The 18,337-nt window shown below is 71.8% G+C and carries 13 protein-coding genes; all 13 read left to right on the top strand.

The genetic code is table 11. From position 1 onward, the window contains the following. Nucleotides 1-74: 74 nt before the first annotated feature. Nucleotides 75-1,136, top strand: coding sequence for a mechanosensitive ion channel family protein (locus ACIBAE_RS05490; protein ID WP_399282485.1), 1,062 nt, complete (start codon nt 75-77; stop codon nt 1,134-1,136). 358 nt (nt 1,137-1,494) lie between these two features. Beyond that, nucleotides 1,495-2,658, top strand: coding sequence for an ROK family transcriptional regulator (locus ACIBAE_RS05485; RefSeq protein ID WP_399282583.1), 1,164 nt, complete (start codon nt 1,495-1,497; stop codon nt 2,656-2,658). Nucleotides 2,659-2,814: 156 nt separating this feature from the next. Beyond that, nucleotides 2,815-4,149 carry an ABC transporter substrate-binding protein gene (locus ACIBAE_RS05480; protein ID WP_399282484.1) on the top strand — a complete coding sequence of 445 codons (1,335 nt, stop codon included), beginning with the start codon at nt 2,815-2,817 and terminating at the stop codon, nt 4,147-4,149. Between the two features lie 19 nt (nt 4,150-4,168). Continuing rightward, a complete protein-coding gene (locus ACIBAE_RS05475; RefSeq protein WP_399282483.1) occupies nt 4,169-5,116 on the top strand; it encodes a carbohydrate ABC transporter permease in 948 nt (315 codons plus the stop codon). Nucleotide 5,117: 1 nt separating this feature from the next. Further along, a complete protein-coding gene (locus tag ACIBAE_RS05470; RefSeq protein ID WP_399282482.1) occupies nt 5,118-6,023 on the top strand; it encodes a carbohydrate ABC transporter permease in 906 nt (301 codons plus the stop codon). Between the two features lie 5 nt (nt 6,024-6,028). Beyond that, on the top strand, nt 6,029-7,294 hold the full coding sequence (locus ACIBAE_RS05465) for a 6-phospho-beta-glucosidase (protein ID WP_399282481.1): 1,266 nt from the start codon (nt 6,029-6,031) through the stop codon (nt 7,292-7,294). A 14-nt stretch (nt 7,295-7,308) separates the two neighbouring features. Then, nucleotides 7,309-8,331: an N-acetylglucosamine kinase gene (locus tag ACIBAE_RS05460; protein WP_399282480.1), complete on the top strand. Its 1,023-nt coding sequence runs from the start codon at nt 7,309-7,311 to the stop codon at nt 8,329-8,331. Between the two features lie 375 nt (nt 8,332-8,706). Next, nucleotides 8,707-10,089 (top strand): hypothetical protein, encoded by a 1,383-nt coding sequence (locus ACIBAE_RS05455; protein ID WP_399282479.1) that lies wholly within the window; start codon nt 8,707-8,709, stop codon nt 10,087-10,089. Nucleotides 10,090-10,109: 20 nt separating this feature from the next. After that, nucleotides 10,110-11,144: a glutamate ABC transporter substrate-binding protein gene (locus tag ACIBAE_RS05450; protein ID WP_399282478.1), complete on the top strand. Its 1,035-nt coding sequence runs from the start codon at nt 10,110-10,112 to the stop codon at nt 11,142-11,144. A gap of 161 nt (nt 11,145-11,305) precedes the next feature. After that, the gene (locus ACIBAE_RS05445; protein ID WP_399282582.1) at nt 11,306-12,610 is read left to right on the top strand and encodes a hypothetical protein; all 1,305 of its coding nucleotides are present in this window, start codon (nt 11,306-11,308) and stop codon (nt 12,608-12,610) included. Further along, complete coding sequence (locus ACIBAE_RS05440; protein ID WP_399282477.1) at nt 12,607-15,402, top strand: tetratricopeptide repeat protein; 2,796 nt, start codon at nt 12,607-12,609, stop codon at nt 15,400-15,402. Before ACIBAE_RS05445 ends, ACIBAE_RS05440 begins: the two co-directional genes overlap by 4 nt. A 2-nt stretch (nt 15,403-15,404) precedes the next feature. Then, entirely contained in the window at nt 15,405-16,862 is a 1,458-nt protein-coding gene (locus ACIBAE_RS05435) for a protein phosphatase 2C domain-containing protein (protein ID WP_399282581.1), read from the top strand. A gap of 57 nt (nt 16,863-16,919) precedes the next feature. After that, entirely contained in the window at nt 16,920-18,281 is a 1,362-nt protein-coding gene (locus tag ACIBAE_RS05430; protein ID WP_399282476.1) for a VWA domain-containing protein, read from the top strand. The last annotated feature ends 56 nt before the right edge of the window (nt 18,282-18,337 follow it).

The following is an 18,337-nucleotide window of genomic DNA, read 5'->3' as shown; positions in this document are numbered from 1 at the left end:
GGAGCGGAGCGGGGGAGCTGCCGCACTGCCCCGTTAGTGTGGTTGGTCCGCCCGCAAACCTGGAGGTTCCTGTCGTGTCCTGGTCCGCCCCGCTCGCCGCGGGTCCGTCGTCCGAGCCCGTCACGTTCGACGAGGCGGCGGACCGGGCGACCGACGCCGCGAGCTGGGTGCAGGAGAACTGGTCGGTCTGGCTCTCCATAGGCCTGCGCATCGTGCTGATCCTGGTGATCGCGCTCGTTCTGCGGCATGTGATCCGGCGGGCGCTGACCAAGCTGATAGAGCGGATGAACCGCAGTGTCCAGGCGGTCGAGGGCACGGCGCTGGGCGGTCTGCTGGTCAATGCCGAGCGCCGCCGCCAGCGCTCCGAGGCCATCGGCTCGGTCCTCCGCTCGGTCACGTCGTTCCTGATCCTGGGCACGGCGGCGCTGATGATGCTGGGCGCGCTGAACATCAATCTGGCCCCGCTGCTGGCCTCCGCGGGGGTCGCCGGGGTCGCGCTGGGCTTCGGCGCGCGCAATCTGGTGACCGACTTCCTGTCCGGCGTTTTCATGATCCTGGAGGACCAGTACGGCGTCGGGGACACCATCGACGCGGGCGTGGCGTCCGGTGAGGTGATCGAGGTCGGGCTGCGGGTGACCAAGCTGCGCGGCGACAACGGTGAGATCTGGTACGTGCGCAACGGCGAGGTGAAGCGGATCGGCAACCTCAGCCAGGGCTGGGCCACGGCCGCCGTCGATGTGGTGGTCCGCCCGTCCGAGGACCTGGAGCGGGTCCGTACGGTCATCACCCAGGCCGCCGAGACCATGGCCAAGGACGACCCGTGGAACGAGCGGCTGTGGGGCCCGGTGGACGTGCTCGGCCTGGACTCGGTGCTGCTGGACTCGATGACCGTACGGCTCTCGGCGAAGACGATGCCCGGCCAGGCGCTGCGGGTGGAGCGTGAGCTGCGCTGGCGGATCAAGCACGCCTTCGACGAGGAGGGCATCCGGATCGTCGGTGGTCTGGCGCCGGAGGCGGAGCCGGCTCCGGCGGACCCGACGGCCGGTGTGGCGGCGCCGTCCGCGCTGGCGAACCCGTCGTCGCCGCAGTCGCTGACGGCGTCCCCGCTGGCCCCGCCGCCGAACCTGGCGAAGTAGCGTCGGCGACGTAGCGACTGGTGACGTAGCGGCTGGTGACGTACCAGCTGGTGAGGTGGCAGCTGTGACGTGGCAGCCGGCGCGCCCGGTGTCGCCCCCCTCGCGTCTGTTACGGCCGCGCGTCCGGCCCCGTCTTCCACACCCCCGCAGGTAACGCTTTGGTTGCCGCGGGGGTGTCGTGCGTCGAGAGGTATTGACGGCCTCCGGAGGTCCGGCCTAGTTTCCTCGCAACCCGATAGGAAACTTTCCTAACAGTGACGTCAGGGAAGCGAACAGTCGAAAGGTCGGTGGCTACGTGGTGACCGGAGCGAGCGGTTCCACCCCTCCCTCGCCGGGGACGCCCCGGGTGCTGCGTGCCATGAACGACCGGGCCGCCCTCGATCTGCTACTGGCCCACGGGCCGCTCTCCCGCACCCGGATCGGCAAGCTGACCGGACTGTCGAAGCCGACCGCTTCGCAGTTGCTGGCGCGGCTGGAGGCGGCCGGGCTGGTCGTCGCCACCGGTACCACCGAAGGGCGGCCCGGACCCAACGCGCAGCTGTACGCGGTGAACGCGGGCGTCGCGTACGCCGCCGGGCTCGACGTGAACCCGGACCGGATCCTCGCCGCCGTCGCCGACGTCACCGGGGCCACCGTCGGCGAGTTCGAGCTGGCCACCCCGGGCCGGCGCGCCGACAGTGTCGTACGGCAGGTGACGGAAGCCCTGGACGGCGCGGTGCGGGCGGCCGGTCTGGCCCGCGCCGACGTGCACCGCGTGGTCATCGGGACGCCGGGCGCCTTCGACCCGTCCACCGGGCGGCTGCGGTACGCGTCCCACCTGCCCGGCTGGCACTCCCCCGCCCTGCTCGGCGAGCTGGCCGCCGCCCTGGCGATGCCGGTCGAGTACGAGAACGACGTCAATCTCGCGGCGGTCGCCGAGCAGCGGCTCGGAGCGGCCCGGGGCCACGACGACTTCGTCCTGCTGTGGAACCAGGAAGGCCTCGGAGCCGCCCTGTTCATCGGCGGACGGCTGCACCGGGGCTTCACCGGGGGCGCCGGCGAGGTCGGTTTCCTGCCGGTGCCCGGCACCCCGCTGGTGCGCCAGGTGGTCAAGGCGAACAGCGGCGGCTTCCAGGAGCTGGCGGGCGCGCAGTCCGTGCCCCGGCTGGCCGGATCGCTGGGCATCGAGACCGCCGAGCAGCCGTACGCGGAGGTCGCGGCGGGCCTGCTGGCCCGGGCCGCCGGCGGGCACCGGGAGGACGCGCGGCTGGCCGAGCTGCTGCGGCTGTTCGCCCAGCGCGTCGCGACCGGTCTCGCCTCGGTGACCGCCGTCCTCGACCCCGAACTGATCGTCCTCGCGGGCGGGGTGACCGCCGCCGGCGGTGAGCCGCTGCGCGCGCTCGTCCAGGAGGAGCTGGCCGAACTCGCCGCGTCCCGCCCCCGGCTCGTCATCGGCGAGGTCCAGGACCGCCCCGTGGTGCGCGGCGCACTGGAGAGCGCCCTCGCGACCACCCGCGACGAGGTCTTCGACACCTCCCGCTAGCCCGCACACCCGCCCGCACGCCCCCGCCCAACCGCCGCCCCCCGTACCCGCGTTCCGTGCCCGGACCGCCGTGCCCGTATCAGCCGTACCCGTATCAGCCGTACCCGCGTCCCGTACGTCCCTTCCGCACCCGACCCATCCCCCGGGAGTACCGCCATGCCCAGAAACCGCCGTCTGATCACGTCCGCCGTCGCGGTCGCCGCGATATCCGTCATCGCCACCGGGTGTACGGGCCAGTCGGGCACCGGCGCGACCGACGACCCGAACGCGAAGACCACGATCACCTTCTGGCACGGCTGGAGCGCGCCGGCCGAGGTGAAGGCGATCAAGGACAACATCGACCGGTTCGAGAAGACCCACCCGAACATCTCGGTGGACGTCGTCGGCAACATCAACGACGACAAGCTCAACCAGGCGCTGCGCGCGGGCGGTTCGAAGGGCCCGGACGTGGTGTCCTCCTTCACCACCTCCAGCGTCGGCAAGTTCTGCTCGTCGGGTGCCTTCGCCGACCTGAAGCCGTTCATCGAGAAGTCGAAGCTGGACCTGGAGAAGACCTTCCCGAAGGTGCTGCTGGAGTACACCCAGTTCGAGGGCGTGCGCTGCGCGCTGCCGCTGCTCAGCGACGCGTACGGGCTGTACTACAACAAGGACGCCTTCAAGGAGGCCGGGATCACCGCCCCGCCGAAGACCATGTCGGAGCTGGCGGAGGACGCCAAGAAGCTCACGAAGACCAAGGGCGACAGCTACGAGCAGGTCGGCCTCATGCCGACCTACCACGGCTACGAGACGGTCGTCGACCACTACATGTCGAGCTGGGACCACGCCTACTTCGACCAGGACGGCAAGTCCGACGTCGCCAAGGACCCGGCTTTCGCCAAGATGTTCACGTACCAGAAGAAGCTGGTCGACGACCTCGGCGGTTACGAGAAGCTGGAGAAGTTCCGCTCCACCTTCGGTGACGAGTGGGGCGCCAAGCACCCGTTCCACACGGGCCAGGTCGCGATGCAGCTCGACGGCGAGTGGCGGCTCGGGATGGCCGAGGACGCCAAGGTGCCGTTCGAGATCGGTGTCGCGCCGATGCCCGTCGCCGACGACGAGGCCGACAGCTACGGCAAGGGCTTCCTCTCCGGCACGATCATGGGCATCGCCCCGCAGAGCGAGAAGCAGAACGCGGCGTGGGAGCTGGTGAAGTACATGACCACCGACACCCAGGCCGTCGTGGAGTTCGCCAACGGCATCCGCAACGTGCCGTCGACCTTCGAGGCGCTCACCTCGCCCGACCTGAAGTTCGACCCCCGCTTCCAGACCTTCCTGGACATCGCGCAGAACCCGAAGTCCAACACCCCGCCGGCCGCGCTCAACGGCTCGGCGTACCAGCTGACGCTCCAGGACTTCGGCTACCAGTACGAGAAGGGCGGGGTGAAGGACCTGCGGGCGGGCCTGGAGAAGGCCGCCGCGCAGATCGACCGTGACATCGAGCAGGCCAAGTAGCGGGCCGGGGAATCACCCGATGTCCACGCACGCGCCCACCCTCCGTTCGAAGCGCCGCAGGTCGGCGCTGCGTACGGCGGCGTTCATGTCGCCCTGGCTGATCGGCTTCACTGTCTTCTTCGCGTATCCGCTGATCTCGACCGTCTACTTCTCCTTCATGAAGTACGACGGGTTCGGGGCGGCCACCTGGAGGGGTCTCGGGAACTGGTCGTACGTCTTCAGCGACTATCCGATGTTCTGGCCGTCGCTGCGCAACACCCTCTGGCTCGTCGTCGTCATGGTGGCCTGCCGGGTGCTCTTCGGTCTCGGCATCGGCCTGCTGATCACCAGGATCAAGACCGGCGCGGGAGTCTTCCGCACCCTCTTCTACCTGCCGTATCTGGCGCCGCCGGTCGCCGCGACCCTCGCCTTCGTGTTCCTCCTCAACCCGGGCACCGGGCCGGTGAACACCATCCTCGGGGAGCTGGGCCTGCCCACCCCCGGCTGGTTCAACGACCCGTCCTGGTCCAAGCCGGCGCTCACCGTGCTGGCCGTCTGGGGCATCGGCGACCTGATGGTGATCTTCATGGCCGCGCTGCTCGACGTACCGAAGGAGCAGTACGAGGCGGCCGAGCTGGACGGCGCGTCGGCCTGGCAGCGCTTCCGGTTCGTGACCCTGCCGAACATCTCCCCCATCGTGATGTTCGCCGTGGTCACCGGGGTGATCTCGGCGATGCAGTACTACTCGCAGCCCCTGGTCGCCGGAAAGGTGGCGTCCGGGATCATCGGCGGCTCGGGCCAGCAGTTCGAGCCCGGCTATCCGGACAAGTCCACCCTGACGCTGCCGCAGCTCGTCTACAACCTCGGCTTCCAGCGCTTCGACTACGGCTCGGCGTGTGTCGTCGCGCTCGTCCTGTTCGTGCTGGCCATGGCCTTCACCGCGCTCCTGATGCGGCGGCGCGGCGGCCTGATCGGAGCGGGTGACTGACATGACCCACGTACTCGACCCGTCCGCGACGGCCGCACCGGAGCGCACGCCCGGCCGCACACCCGCCGCCGTCACCGCGCGGCGCAGGGCGGCACTGCACTGGATCGGCGTGCACGCGCTGGGCGTCGCGGCGGCCCTCTTCTTCGTGCTGCCGTTCGTCTTCCTCTTCCTGACGTCGGTCATGAGCGACCAGCAGGCGCTCACCCGCGATCTGACGCCCAACAGCTGGGAGTGGGGCAACTACGCCGAGGTCTTCGACACACCGGGCTTTCTGACCTGGTGGAAGAACACCCTGCTGTACGCGGGGCTCGGCACCGTCCTCTCGGTGGTGTCCTCGATCCCGGTGGCGTACGCGCTCGCCAAGTTCCGCTTCAGGGGCCGCCGGCTGTCGCTGATGCTCGTCATCTCGATGATGATGCTGCCGCCCCAGGTGATCATCATTCCGATGTACCTCTTCTGGGCGAAGCAGCTCGACCTGTCGGGCACGCTCTGGCCGTTGATCATCCCGATGGCGTTCGGCGACGCGTTCTCCATCTTCCTGCTGCGGCAGTTCCTGCTGACCATCCCGAACGAGTACCTGGACGCGGCGCGCGTGGACGGGTGCGGTGAATTCCGTACGCTGATCCGGGTCGTGCTGCCGATGGCGAAGCCGGGGATCGCGGCCGTGGCGCTGTTCCAGTTCTTCTACGCCTGGAACGACTACTTCGGCCCCCAGATCTACGCCTCCGAGAACCCGGCCGCCTGGACGCTCAGTTACGGCCTGGAGTCCTTCAAGGGCGCGCACCACACCGACTGGAATCTGACCATGGCCGCGACCGTACTGGTCATGGCCCCTGTGATCCTCGTGTTCTTCTTCGCCCAGAAGGCGTTCGTCGAGGGAGTCACACTGACCGGAGTGAAGGGCTGAGAAGAATGAAGCTCGCAGTGGTAGGCGGAGGATCCACCTACACACCCGAACTCATCGACGGATTCGCGCGGTTGCGGGACACCCTGCCGATCGAGGAGCTGGTGCTGGTCGACCCCGCGGCCGACCGGCTCGACCTGGTCGGCGGGCTGGCGCGGCGGATCTTCGCCAAGCAGGGTCACCCCGGCCGGATCACCACCACCTCGGACGTGGACGCGGGCGTCGCGAACGCCGACGCGGTGCTGCTCCAGTTGCGTGTCGGCGGGCAGGCCGCGCGTAACCAGGACGAGACCTGGCCGCTGGAGTGCGGCTGTGTCGGGCAGGAGACGACCGGTGCCGGCGGGCTCGCCAAGGCGCTGCGTACCGTGCCGGTGGTCCTCGACATCGCGGAGCGGGTCCGGCGGGCCAACCCCGACGCGTGGATCATCGACTTCACCAACCCGGTGGGGATCGTGACGCGGGCGCTGCTCCAGGCCGGTCACAAGGCCGTCGGGCTGTGCAATGTGGCGATCGGCTTCCAGCGCAGGTTCGCGAAGCTGCTCGACGTCGCGCCGTCCGAGGTGTACCTGGAGCACGTCGGGCTGAATCACCTGACCTGGGAGCGCGGCGTGCGCCTCGGCGGCCCGGACGGCGCGGACATGCTGCCCGGCCTGCTGGCCGAGCACGGTGACGCGCTCGCGGCCGATCTGCGTCTGCCGCGCGCGGTGCTGGACCGGCTCGGCGTCGTGCCGTCCTACTATCTGCGCTACTTCTACGCGCACGACGAGGTCGTACGGGAGCTGGGCACCAAGCCGTCCCGGGCCGCCGAGGTGGCCGAGATGGAGAAGCAGCTGCTGGCGATGTACGGCGACCCGGCGCTCGACGAGAAGCCGGAGCTGCTGTCCAAGCGCGGCGGTGCCTTCTACTCGGAGGCGGCGGTGGATCTGGCGGCGTCGCTGCTGCGCGGCGGTGGCAGCCCGGTCCAGGTGGTCAACACGTACAACAACGGCACGCTGCCGTTCCTCCCCGACGACGCCGTGATCGAGGTCCAGGCCGAGGTCTCCCGGGCGGGCGCGGTGCCGCTGGCGGTCCCCGCGCTGGATCCGCTCTACGCGGGCCTGATCGCGAACGTCACGGCGTACGAGGACCTGGCGCTCCAGGCCGCCCTGCACGGCGGCCGCGACCGTGTCTTCCGGGCGCTGCTCTCGCACCCGCTGATCGGGCAGTACGAGTACGCAGAGGCGCTGACCGACCGGCTGATCGCACACAACCGGGAGCACCTCCCGTGGGTCTGAGCGTGGATACGGGCATGGATACCGGTGTGGGTACGGACATGGCCGGGCGGGCGGTGGGACACGCGAGTGTCCTGGCCGTCGACGCCGGGAACAGCAAGACCGATGTGGCCGTGATCGGCGCCGACGGTACGGTGCTGGGCGCGGCCCGGGGGGGCGGCTTCCAGCCGCCGGTCGTCGGGATCGAGGCGGCCATCGACACGCTGGCGCTGGCGGTCGCCGAGGCCGTCGACGCGGCGGGCCTGCCGGGGCGGGGCTTCGCCGACCATGTGTCGGCCTGCCTCGCCAACGCCGATCTCCCGGTCGAGGAAAAGGAGTTGGCCGAGGCGGTACAGGCGCGCGGGTGGGGCCGCACCACCGACGTACGCAACGACACCTTCGCGATCCTGCGGGCGGGGCTGCCGAGCGGCGCTCAGCCACGGGGGGTGGCCGTCGTCTGCGGCGCGGGCATCAACTGTGTCGGGATGCTGCCGGACGGCCGTACCGCCCGGTTCCCCGCGATCGGACGGATGTCCGGTGACTGGGGCGGTGGTTCCGGCCTGGCCGAGGAGGCGCTGTGGTTCGCGGCGCGGGCGGAGGACGGCCGGGGCGAGCCGACGGAGCTGGTGCGGACCGTGCCGGGGCACTTCGGCCTCGGCACGATGTACGAGCTGATCGAGGCGCTGCACCTGGGGCGCATCCCGTACGCGCGCCGGCATGAGCTGACGCCCGTGCTGTTCGCGACGAGCGCGGCGGGCGACGTGGTGGCGCGCTCGGTGGTGGACCGGTTGGCCGAGGAGGTCGTGGCGCTGTCGACGGTGGCGCTCGGCAAGCTCGGCCTGCTCGCCGAGGAGGTGCCGGTGCTGCTGGGCGGCAGTGTGCTGGCGGCGCGCCATCCGCAGCTCGACGAGCGGATCGCGGAACTGCTGGCGGCCAAGGCGCCGAAGGCGGTCGTCTCCGTGGTGACCGCGCCGCCGGTGCTGGGCGCGGCGCAGCTGGGCCTCGACCACGTCGGGGCGAGCGCCGAGGCGCACGCCCGGCTGGGGGCGCACTACGCCTGACCACGGGCCATGTGCCTGGCATCACAGGTGAGTTGACGCCGCTGATTCCCCGGCCTCCCCCGGCCTCCGGGCGCGTGCGGGGATTCGGCGGCGTACGCGCGGAACTCCCGCACCGGAATGCCCGCACAGGACGCATACACGGGAACGCACGCGCGGAAACTCACCCGTACGCACACGCTCGTGGGGGAACCGGACCTGCCGTCGCGGCGTATTGATGGTGAGGGTGCGAACAGCCGCGACACGTTCGGCACGGACAAGATCCAGTCAAGCGTGGTGCGGTTGTCAGTCCCGACGGCCATACTGCTGGCCGGGAGTCGTTCCCCCGACCCGCTTGGGGGCCGGCCGCCGTCGTCAGATGACCAAGGGGGAGGTCACGTGACACATCCGCCGAATGTGCTCTTGCCGTCGCCGCCACCGGGAGCGCCGCCACCGTCGGCGCCGTCGCCCGCGCGCCGTGCCGCCTGGGCCGAGGGGCTGGAGCGGCTGCGCGCCGGCGCGACGACCGAGCCGGGCCGGCTGCGGGTCGTCGGAGCGGCGCTGGCCCTGCTGGCCCTCCTGTTCGGAGCGGTGACGGCGTGGGAGGCGGCCGACCGGTTCTCCGCCGCCGACAACGTGGTGAGTCACAGTCAGCCCCTGAGCGCGGACGCGGCGGACATCTACCGCTCGCTGGCCGACGCCGACACGGCGGCGGCGAGCGGCTTCCTGGCGGGCGCGCAGGAACCGGCGGACGTACAGAAGCGCTATCAGCAGGACATACGGACGGCGTCCAGGCTGCTGGTCAAGGCCGCCACCAATACGGACAGCTCCACCGACTCGGGCCGGCAGATCGCCACGCTGAACGAGGAACTGCCCCGCTACACAGGGCTCATCGAGCGGGCCCGCGCGAACAACCGGCAGGGACTGCCGCTGGGCGGCGCGTACCTGCGGTACGCCAACCAGCAGATGGCCGACGAACTGCTGCCCGCCGCCGAGAAGTTGTACGCGGCGGAGACGGGCCGGCTCGCCCGGGACAGCGACGACGCGCGGCTGTGGCCGTACGTCTCGCTGGCGCTGGGGGCGCTGGCATTCGCCGTTCTCCTGCGGGCCCAGCGGCGCGACTACCTCCGGACGAACCGGGTGTTCAACCACGGTCTGCTCGCCGCGACGGCGGCGGCCACGGTCCTGCTGCTCTGGCTGGCCGTCGGTCAGACCGTCGCGCGGACCGAGCTGAACAACGCCCAGGCACACGGGCAGAAGTCGCTCAACGTCCTCAACGACGCCCGGATCAACTCGCTCAAGGCCCGAGCGAACGAGAACCTGACGCTGGTGGCGCGCGGCGCCGTCCTCACGGCGGACGGCAGGAACGACCAGTACGAGACGGACTACAACACGGGCATGGACAAGCTCAGCAGCGCGCTCGGCGAGGCGGAGAAGCTCGCCGACGACAGCGCGGGCGGCAAGCCGGTGGCCGACGCGATCGCCTCGGTGGCCCAGTGGCGTGAGCGCCACAAGTCGGCCAGGACCACCGACCAGGAGGGCGACTACGAAGGCGCCCTGGCGAAGGTGATCGGCGGCAAGGACTCCACGGGCCAGTCGTTCGACCAGGTGGACGCGGCCCTGGGCGCCGCACTCGCCCAGGAGCAGAAGGAATTCACCCGGTCCGCGTCGGCAGGGCGCGGCGCGCTGACCGGACTCGCGATCGGGGCGGGCCTGCTCGCCGTGGTGGCCGCGGTGGGCGCGATCCTCGGCATAGGCCGCAGGCTGTCGGAGTACCGGTGAGAGGGGGAGGGATGACTTCCATGGACAGGCCCCGCCGGTCCCGCGGGCTCCGAGGCTGGGGCGGCGTCACCGCCATGGCCGCCGCGTGTGTGCTGACGGCGGCCCTCACCCTGCTGCCACTGGCCCACGGCGTCGCGGACGGCCCGGTCGCGGACGGCCCGGCGCAGGGGGCGCAGCGGATCGCCACGGCCGTGCCCGCCAAGGCCGACACCTGCGTGAATCCGGAGGCCGGTCTGCCGCCGTCCGGCGCGGACGGGCCGACCATCGAGAAGATCAAGACCTTCGGGAAGCTGCGGGTCGGTATCGACCAGAACAGCTACCGGTGGGGTTACCGCGACCCCGCCACCGGCATGATCGAGGGCTTCGACATCGATCTCGCCCGCGCCATCGCGGACGACATACTCGGCGACCCGAACGCCATCGTGTTCCGCGCCATCCCGACCAATCAGCGGGTCCAGGCGCTGGAGAACGACACGGTGGACCTGGTCGTCAGGACGATGACGATCAACTGCACCCGGATCAAGCAGGTCGCCTTCTCCACGGCCTACTTCCAGGCGGGCCAGCAGGTGCTCGCCCCCCGGGGCTCGGCGGTCACCGGGTACGACTCGTCGCTCGCCGGGAAGCGGGTCTGCACGGCCGAGGGCTCGACGGCGTACGACGCGCTGGAGAGCAAGTCGTTCGGCGCGATATTCAAGGACCCGCACGACGGACAGCCGTCCGACGAGGACCGGTTGACGGTGCCCAACCAGCTCGACTGCCTGGTCAGGCTCCAGCTGGGCGAGGTCGACGCGGTGGTGACGGACAACGCTCTGGCGGCGGGGCAGGCGGCGCAGGACCCGGCGGTCGCACTCCAGGGCAAGCCGTTCACCACCGAGTACTACGGCGTCGCCGCCAAGCTCGGCAACGACGATCTGGTGCGCCGGGTGAACCAGGTGCTGGTGGGGTATCGAGCGGGCGGGGCGAACAGCCCGTGGATGGTGTCGTACCGGAAGTGGCTGGAGGCGGGACTGCCCGGGATCACCGCGCCGCCGGCCGCCACCTACCGGACGGGCTAGGGATTCCGGCCGGACAGGACCGGACAGCACCGGACAGGACAGGACGCGGCGGCACGACCGGACCCGACCGGCGTGACCGGGAAGACCGGAACAGCCGGGACAGCGGGACAGCGGGACAGCCGGACAGCCGGACAAGAGCGGAGAGGTGATCGATGGGCGCCATGGACCGGGACGAGGTGGACCGCGCCCTGGCACGCCTCGAAGCGGAGCACGAGGCGATCGAGACCTCGCTGCTCGCCCTCCAGGACCACTCCGGCCGCAGGCTCCTGGAAGGGGCCGAGCTGACCGGGGTCACCCAGGAGCGCTGGACCGTCGCGGACCGGTCGATCACCCTGCTGTGGAACTATTTCGACCACTACACCGCCGCCCTGACCGCCGCCCGTGAGGTGCGCGCCAGGCGCCGCTGGCCGAACCACGACGACCTGGCGGAGCTGACCGAGATCCTGCGCGGCCGCGGGGTCACCGTCGCCGGCGCCGCCGAGCGGCAGATCCCCTCCTCCCTCACCGGTCCCGTCAAGCTCTCCGAGCACTTCTCGCTCGCGGAGCTGGTGGCCAGGATGAACGAGCTGTACGCGCACGCGCTGGACATGGTCGTGGCCGCCGACGCCGTGTGGTCCGCGCTGCCGGCCCGGATCGATCTCCTCTCGGCGGAGCTGCGCCGCACGCGGTCGCTGGCGCACTCCGTCGGTGTGCGGCCCGGCGAGCATCCGGCCGGCGACGACCTGGAGTCGATCACCCATGAGCTGACCGCGCTGCGCGCCCAGGTGGTGTCCGATCCGCTGGAGTTCTGGCGCCCGGCGCCCGGCAGTTCCGCCCCGGGCGGCGGCCGTCCGGACACCGGGCGGTACGACCGGGCGGCCCGCGCCCTGGAGGACGTACGGCGTGAGACCGAAGCGGTCCTCGCGGTGCGGCAGGACTCGGAGGAGCGGCTGATGCGGCTGCGCGACATGCTGTCGCGCGCGGACCGTACCCTCAGCGAGGCGCGGACGGCCCGTGGTGAGGTGCTGGCGAAGATCGCGGCGTCCGAGGTACCGGCGGTCAGCGGTCCGCCGACCGCGCTCCAGGAGCGGCTGTCCACGGCCGCCGAATACCGCAGACACGCCTGGTGGAACAGGCTCTCGCCGCTGCTCGAAGCACTGGAGCGGGACGCCGAGGACGAACTGCTGCGGGCCCGCGAGTCGTTGGGCGCGGTCACCGCTCCGCTGGCGGTGCGCGCGGAGCTGCGCGGCCGGCTGGACGCGTACAAGGCGAAGGTCGCCCGGCACGGGTTGGCCGAGGACCCTCTGCTGATCGAGCGGTACGACGCGGCCCGCAGGATGCTGTGGAGCGCGCCCTGCGATCTGCGCGTCGCCGAACAGGCGGTGCTGCGCTATCAGCGGGCCGCGTCGGACGTCCTGGCCCCGCGCGGGCCCGCGCCGGCCGGGCACGCGTCACGACCGACAGAGGACGAACGGGGGGAACGATGAGCGGTACGAACGAATGCGGGCGTCCCGGGTGCGAGGGCTCGTACGAGGACATGGGCGGCGGTGAACTCTACTGCGACACCTGCGGTCTGGCGCCCGCCGTCTCCGCCGGCGGTGCGCTGGCCTCACCGCCGACCGGCATCACGGGCGGCGGCCGGAGCGGCGGCGGCTCCGGCAGGAGCGGTTCTTCGAGCTCCTCCTCGCGGGCCTCGGCGCGCGCTACCTCGCGCTCCTCGACCTCCCGGCGCTCGGTCTCCGGCCGGCTGTCCCGCACGCTCTCCGGCCCGCTCTCCTCCCGGTCGGTGTCGGTGCGCAGCTCCGGCCCGTCCACGGGCACATCGGGGCGCGGCCGGCTGGGCGCCGGTCTGGTCGACGTACCGGACGTGCCGCGTCCCGATCCGCGGTCCGCGGTGATGGAGACGCCCGAGGTGCCCGAGCGCAAGCGGTACTGCTCGCGCTCCGACTGCGGGGCGCCGGTCGGCCGGGCGCGCGGTGACCGGCCGGGGCGTACGGAAGGGTTCTGCACCAAGTGCGGCCACCCGTACTCGTTCGTGCCGAAGCTGATCACGGGCGACATCGTGCACGGCCAGTACGAGGTCATGGGCTGCCTGGCCCACGGCGGCCTGGGCTGGGTCTATCTGGCGATCGACCGCGCCGTCTCGGACCGCTGGGTGGTGCTCAAGGGCCTGCTCGACACGGGCGACCAGGACGCCATGGAGGCGGCGATCTCCGAGCGCCGCTTCCTCGCCGAGATCGAGCATTCGAACATCGTCCGTATCTACAACTTCGTGGAACACCTCGACCAGCGCACCGGCTCCATGGACGGCTACATCGTCATGGAGTACGTCGGCGGCATGTCGCTCAAGGAGATCGCCAACGGGCGGCGGAGCGGCGGCAAACGCGATCCGCTGCCGGTGGAGCAGGCGTGCGCGTACGGCATCGAGGCGCTGGAGGCCCTCGGGCACCTGCACAGCAGGAATCTGCTGTACTGCGACTTCAAGGTCGACAACGCGATCCAGACCGAGGACCAGCTCAAGCTCATCGACATGGGCGCGGTCCGCAGGATGGACGACGAGGAGTCGGCGATCTACGGGACGGTCGGATACCAGGCGCCGGAGGTCGCGGAGGTCGGCCCCTCGGTGGCGTCCGACCTGTACACGGTGGCGCGCACCCTGGCAGTGCTGGCCTTCGACTTCCAGGGCTATACGAACGTCTTCGTCGACTCGCTCCCGGACCCGGACAACATCGAGGTCTTCCGGACGTACGAGTCCTTCTACCGCCTGCTGGTGCGGGCGACGGACCCGGACCCGGCGCGGCGGTTCTCCTCGGCGCGGGAGATGGCGGAGCAGCTGACCGGTGTGCTGCGGGAGGTCGTCGCGCTCCAGACGGGCCGCCCGCGCCCCGCGCTCTCGACGCTCTTCGGGCCCGAACTGCGCGTCACGGACACGGAGCTGTTCGCCGAGCTGACGGAGGACGTCTCGCGGCTGGGCGCCCGGGCCGAGCCGGCCGGGGGCGGTGGCCGATTCGGCCGTCGTCAACGGGCGGTCACGGCGGGCTCCCCGGGCGCCCCGGGCGTCAGCGGCGGCGTGCCCGCACCGGCACTGCCGCCGGGGGCCGGCGGTCCTGGCTCCTGGCCGGGGGCTCAGGGGCCCCAGGGGACTCAGGTGGCTCAGGTGGCTCAGGTGGCTCAGCAGGGAAGTCAGCCCGCCGCTCTGCCGACTGCTCTGCCGGCGCCGGGCTCCCGGCCGGGTTCCGCCGGGGCCGCCGGGCTCGACCCGGCTGCGCCGGGGGCGGCGGGCACCGTTCCCGCCCCCCGGGCGCCGGGTGTCCTCGCCCCGCCCGGCCGGCCGGCCGGCGAAGGACCCCGGCTCGCGGCGCTCGACGCCCGGGCGACCGCGCTGGCGCTCCCCGTCCCCCGCGTCGACCCGAACGACCCGAACGCCGGATTCCTGGCCGGTCTGCTGGCCGCCGCCCCCGCCGAACTGATCTCCGCTCTGGCCGCCGCTCCCGCCGAATCGGTGGAACGCGGACTGCGCCAGGTGCGGGCCTGGCTGGAGAACCGGGACACGTACACCGCCGTCGAAGCCCTCCTGGCCCTGGAGACGGAACATCCCGACGACTGGCGGGTCGTCTGGTACCGGGGTCTCGCCTCCCTCATCACCGGCGACCACGAGACGGCGGCGCTCTCCTTCGACGCGGTCTACGACGCGTTCCCCGGCGAGCCGGCCCCGAAGCTCGCGCTGGGGGTCTGCGCCGAGGTGCTCGGTCAGCTGGACAACGCGGCCGAGTACTACCGCCTGGTGTGGACGACCGACCCCAGCTACGTCAGCGCCGCGTTCGGCCTGGCCCGGGTGCAGCTGGCGGCCGGTGACCGGACCGGTGCCGTACGGACCCTGGAGTCCGTGCCCGAGGCGTCGATCCACTACACGGCGGCGCGGGTCGCCGCGGTGCGCGCCCGGCTGCGGCGACGCGTCGCCGCCGACCCGCTGCTGGACGATCTGCGGGCGGCCGGAGGACAGTTGGAGGCGCTCGCGCAGTTCGGTCTCGACGCCGTACGCCGTGAACGGTTGTCCGCCGAGGTACTGGGCACGGCCCTGGACTGGGTACTCTCCGGGGGCCGGGGCGGCCAGGTGGTGGCATCCACCACCCTGCTCGGCAGCTCGCTCGACGAACGTGGCCTGCGTTTCGGACTGGAACGCTCGTACCGGGTACTCGCCCGGCTCGCTCAGCGCGGCGAGGAGAGGATCGAACTGGTGGAACGGGCCAACCGTTTCCGCCCCCGGACGTGGGTGTGATGATGTCCCAGATGGACCCGTCGGCCGCTCGGCCGACCTGCCCCAGCTGCGCGGAGCCGCTGGAGTCCGGCGACCTGTTCTGCGGAGCATGCGGGTACGACCTGTCGGCCGTACCGCCACCGGCGGCCGACCACCCCACCCTCGTCATCCCCGGCGCGGGACAACTGGACGCGGAGCGGGCGGACACCGGTCAGCGGGAACCGGGACGGCCGGCGACGGGACGGCCGGCGACGGGCACTCCGGCCGGTGCCGTGCCCGGCGCCGTGAACTGGCCCACCGCCGCCGGGACGGGCAGTACCCAGAGCCCGTCCGAACTGGACCGGCTTTCCGGGGACTTCGAACTGCCCGCGCCCGGCACACCGCCACCGGGACAGGCCCCAGCGGCGACCGGCGCCGTGCTCCGGGACGCGTCGAGCCGGGACCCGGCGGGCCACGGCACCGCGGGCCGGGACGCCGTCCAGGCGGCGTCGGCCGGGCCGGCCGCGGCCGATCCGCGCACCGCGGATCCCGCCGTCGTGGCCCCGGCCGGCACCAAGCTCTGCGTGGCCTGCCGGGCCGGCCGGGTGGACACGGACGGCTACTGCGAGAACTGCGGCCATGCCCAGCCGCGCGAACGCGACCACATGGAACAGCAGCTCGACGCGGTGGCCGCGGTCAGCGACCGGGGGCTGCGCCATCACCGCAACGAGGACGCGTTCGCCGTCTCGTCCGCCGCGCTGCCGGACGGTTCGCCCGCCGTCATCGCGATCGTCTGTGACGGTGTGTCCTCGGCGACCCGCCCCGACGAGGCATCGGCCGCGGCCGCCGCCGCGGCGAACGAGTCGCTGCTGGACGCCCTGCCGCGCGGTACGCATCCGCAGCAGGCCATGCACGAGGCGATCGTCACCGCAGCCGAAGCGGTCAACGCCCTCGCCCCGGAGGCCGGGATCACGGAGCACGAGCCGCACCGCCAGCAGAACGCCCCCGCGTGCACGATCGTCGGCGCGGTGGTGGCGGGCGGGCTGCTGGTCATCGGCTGGGTCGGTGACAGCCGCGCCTACTGGGTGCCCGACGACCGGTCGGGGCCGCCCGCCCGGCTCACCGAGGACGACTCCTGGGCGGCGCAGATGGTCGCGGCCGGTCTGATGAACGAGGCGGAGGCGTACGCGGACCAGCGCGCCCACGCGATCACGGGCTGGCTCGGCGCCGACGCGTACGAACTGGAGCCGCACACGGCGTCCTTCAAGCCCGACCGCCCCGGTGTGGTGGTGGTCTGCACGGACGGTCTGTGGAACTACGCGGAGGGCGCCGAGGAGATGGCCGGAGCCGTACCCGCCGACGCGGCCCGCCGGCCGCTGCACGCGGCCCAGGTACTGGTGGGGCACGCACTCGACGGCGGAGGCCATGACAACGTCACCGTCGCCCTCCTGCCGTTCGCCGTTCCTCCGCCCGGGGCAGGATCCGCCCACAGCACGGCGTGATCCCCTTCTCACCTGTCATTTGTCTTTGTCGTGTGGCGTGTCAAGGAGCCGATACTGATGGCGAACTTCTCCAAGTCGACCGTGCCGCGGTTCTCCGTCGACGTGTACCAGAACGAGTACCTGCCCGAGGGCGGACGCGAGGTCAACGCGATCGTCACGGTCACCTCCACCGGGGGCGGCACCACCGGCGGTATGGCCTCGGCCGGTGCCTCATCCACCCCGTCGGCCCTGCCCGGACACCGTCCGAACGCGGCCGTGGTGATCATGGTCGACTGCTCGGGTTCGATGGACTACCCGCCGACGAAGATGCGCAACGCGCGCGACGCGACGGCCGCCGCCATCGACACCCTGCGTGACGGCGTCGCCTTCGCGGTGGTCGGCGGTACGCACATGGCGAAAGAGGTGTTCCCGGGCAACGGCCGGCTCGCGGTCGCCGACGCGTACACGCGAGCGCAGGCCAAGGAGGCACTGCGCCGGCTCAGCGCGGGCGGCGGCACCGCGATCGGCACCTGGCTGCGGCTGGCCGACCGGCTGCTGGCCTCGGCCGATGTCCCGATCCGGCACGGCATCCTGCTCACCGACGGGCGCAACGAGCACGAGGCCCCCGAGGACCTGAAGGCCTCGCTCGACGCCTGCGCGGGCCGCTTCACCTGTGACGCCAGAGGCGTCGGTACGGACTGGGAGGTGAAGGAAGTCACCGGCATAGCCTCCGCGCTGCTCGGGACCTCCGACATCGTCGCCGATCCGGCGGGCCTCGCCGCGGACTTCACGCGGATGATGGAGAACGCGATGGGCAAGGAGGTCGCGGACGTGGCACTGCGGCTCTGGACACCCGTCGGGGTGGAGATGGGCTTCGTGAAGCAGGTGGCGCCCACGGTCGAGGACCTGACCGGCCGGCGCACCGAGGCGGGGCCCCGGGCCGGCGACTACCCGACCGGTTCCTGGGGCGACGAATCCCGCGATTACCACATCTGCGTACGAGTACCGCAGGCCGCCATCGGCCAGGAGATGCTGGCCGCCCGGGTCTCCCTGGTCCTCCCCGCGCCGGGCGGGGGCGGCGCCCCCGAGGTGCTGTCGCAGGGGCTCGTACGCGCGGTGTGGACGGACGACATGGCGGCCTCGACCTCCATCAACCCGCAGGTCGCGCACTACACCGGCCAGGCCGAGCTGGCCCAGGTGATCCAACAGGGTCTCGATGCGCGCAAGTCGGGCGATTCCGACGGTGCGACGGCGAAACTCGGTCGCGCGGTGCAGCTCGCCGCCGCTTCGGGGAACGCCGATACGGCGAAACTGCTTTCGAAGGTGGTGGACGTGGTCGATGCGGCGACCGGTACTGTGCGGCTGAAGGCGCGGGTGGCGGACGCGGACGAGATGACCCTCGAAACGCGCTCCACCAAGACCGTCCGCGTCAAGAAGTAGCAGCGAACGACGTAGCAGCGAGCAACGGCCTCCGGGCCGGACGAGGAGAGGGGGAA

It is taken from the genome of Streptomyces sp. NPDC051569 (assembly GCF_044454085.1).
GTDB lineage: Bacteria > Actinomycetota > Actinomycetes > Streptomycetales > Streptomycetaceae > Streptomyces.
The sequence above is the reverse complement of the archived record's forward strand: the minus strand, read 5'-3'. Positions and strand labels throughout refer to the sequence as shown.

Coding starts and splice junctions, on each gene's coding strand:
- ACIBAE_RS05445 (WP_399282582.1), top strand. CDS start 11,306: ATGGACCGGGACGAGGTGGACCGCGCCCTGGCACGCCTCGAAGCGGAG.
- ACIBAE_RS05460 (WP_399282480.1), top strand. CDS start 7,309: ATGGATACCGGTGTGGGTACGGACATGGCCGGGCGGGCGGTGGGACAC.
- ACIBAE_RS05430 (WP_399282476.1), top strand. CDS start 16,920: ATGGCGAACTTCTCCAAGTCGACCGTGCCGCGGTTCTCCGTCGACGTG.
- ACIBAE_RS05450 (WP_399282478.1), top strand. CDS start 10,110: ATGGACAGGCCCCGCCGGTCCCGCGGGCTCCGAGGCTGGGGCGGCGTC.
- ACIBAE_RS05470 (WP_399282482.1), top strand. CDS start 5,118: ATGACCCACGTACTCGACCCGTCCGCGACGGCCGCACCGGAGCGCACG.
- ACIBAE_RS05475 (WP_399282483.1), top strand. CDS start 4,169: ATGTCCACGCACGCGCCCACCCTCCGTTCGAAGCGCCGCAGGTCGGCG.
- ACIBAE_RS05465 (WP_399282481.1), top strand. CDS start 6,029: ATGAAGCTCGCAGTGGTAGGCGGAGGATCCACCTACACACCCGAACTC.
- ACIBAE_RS05485 (WP_399282583.1), top strand. CDS start 1,495: ATGAACGACCGGGCCGCCCTCGATCTGCTACTGGCCCACGGGCCGCTC.
- ACIBAE_RS05440 (WP_399282477.1), top strand. CDS start 12,607: ATGAGCGGTACGAACGAATGCGGGCGTCCCGGGTGCGAGGGCTCGTAC.
- ACIBAE_RS05480 (WP_399282484.1), top strand. CDS start 2,815: ATGCCCAGAAACCGCCGTCTGATCACGTCCGCCGTCGCGGTCGCCGCG.
- ACIBAE_RS05435 (WP_399282581.1), top strand. CDS start 15,405: ATGTCCCAGATGGACCCGTCGGCCGCTCGGCCGACCTGCCCCAGCTGC.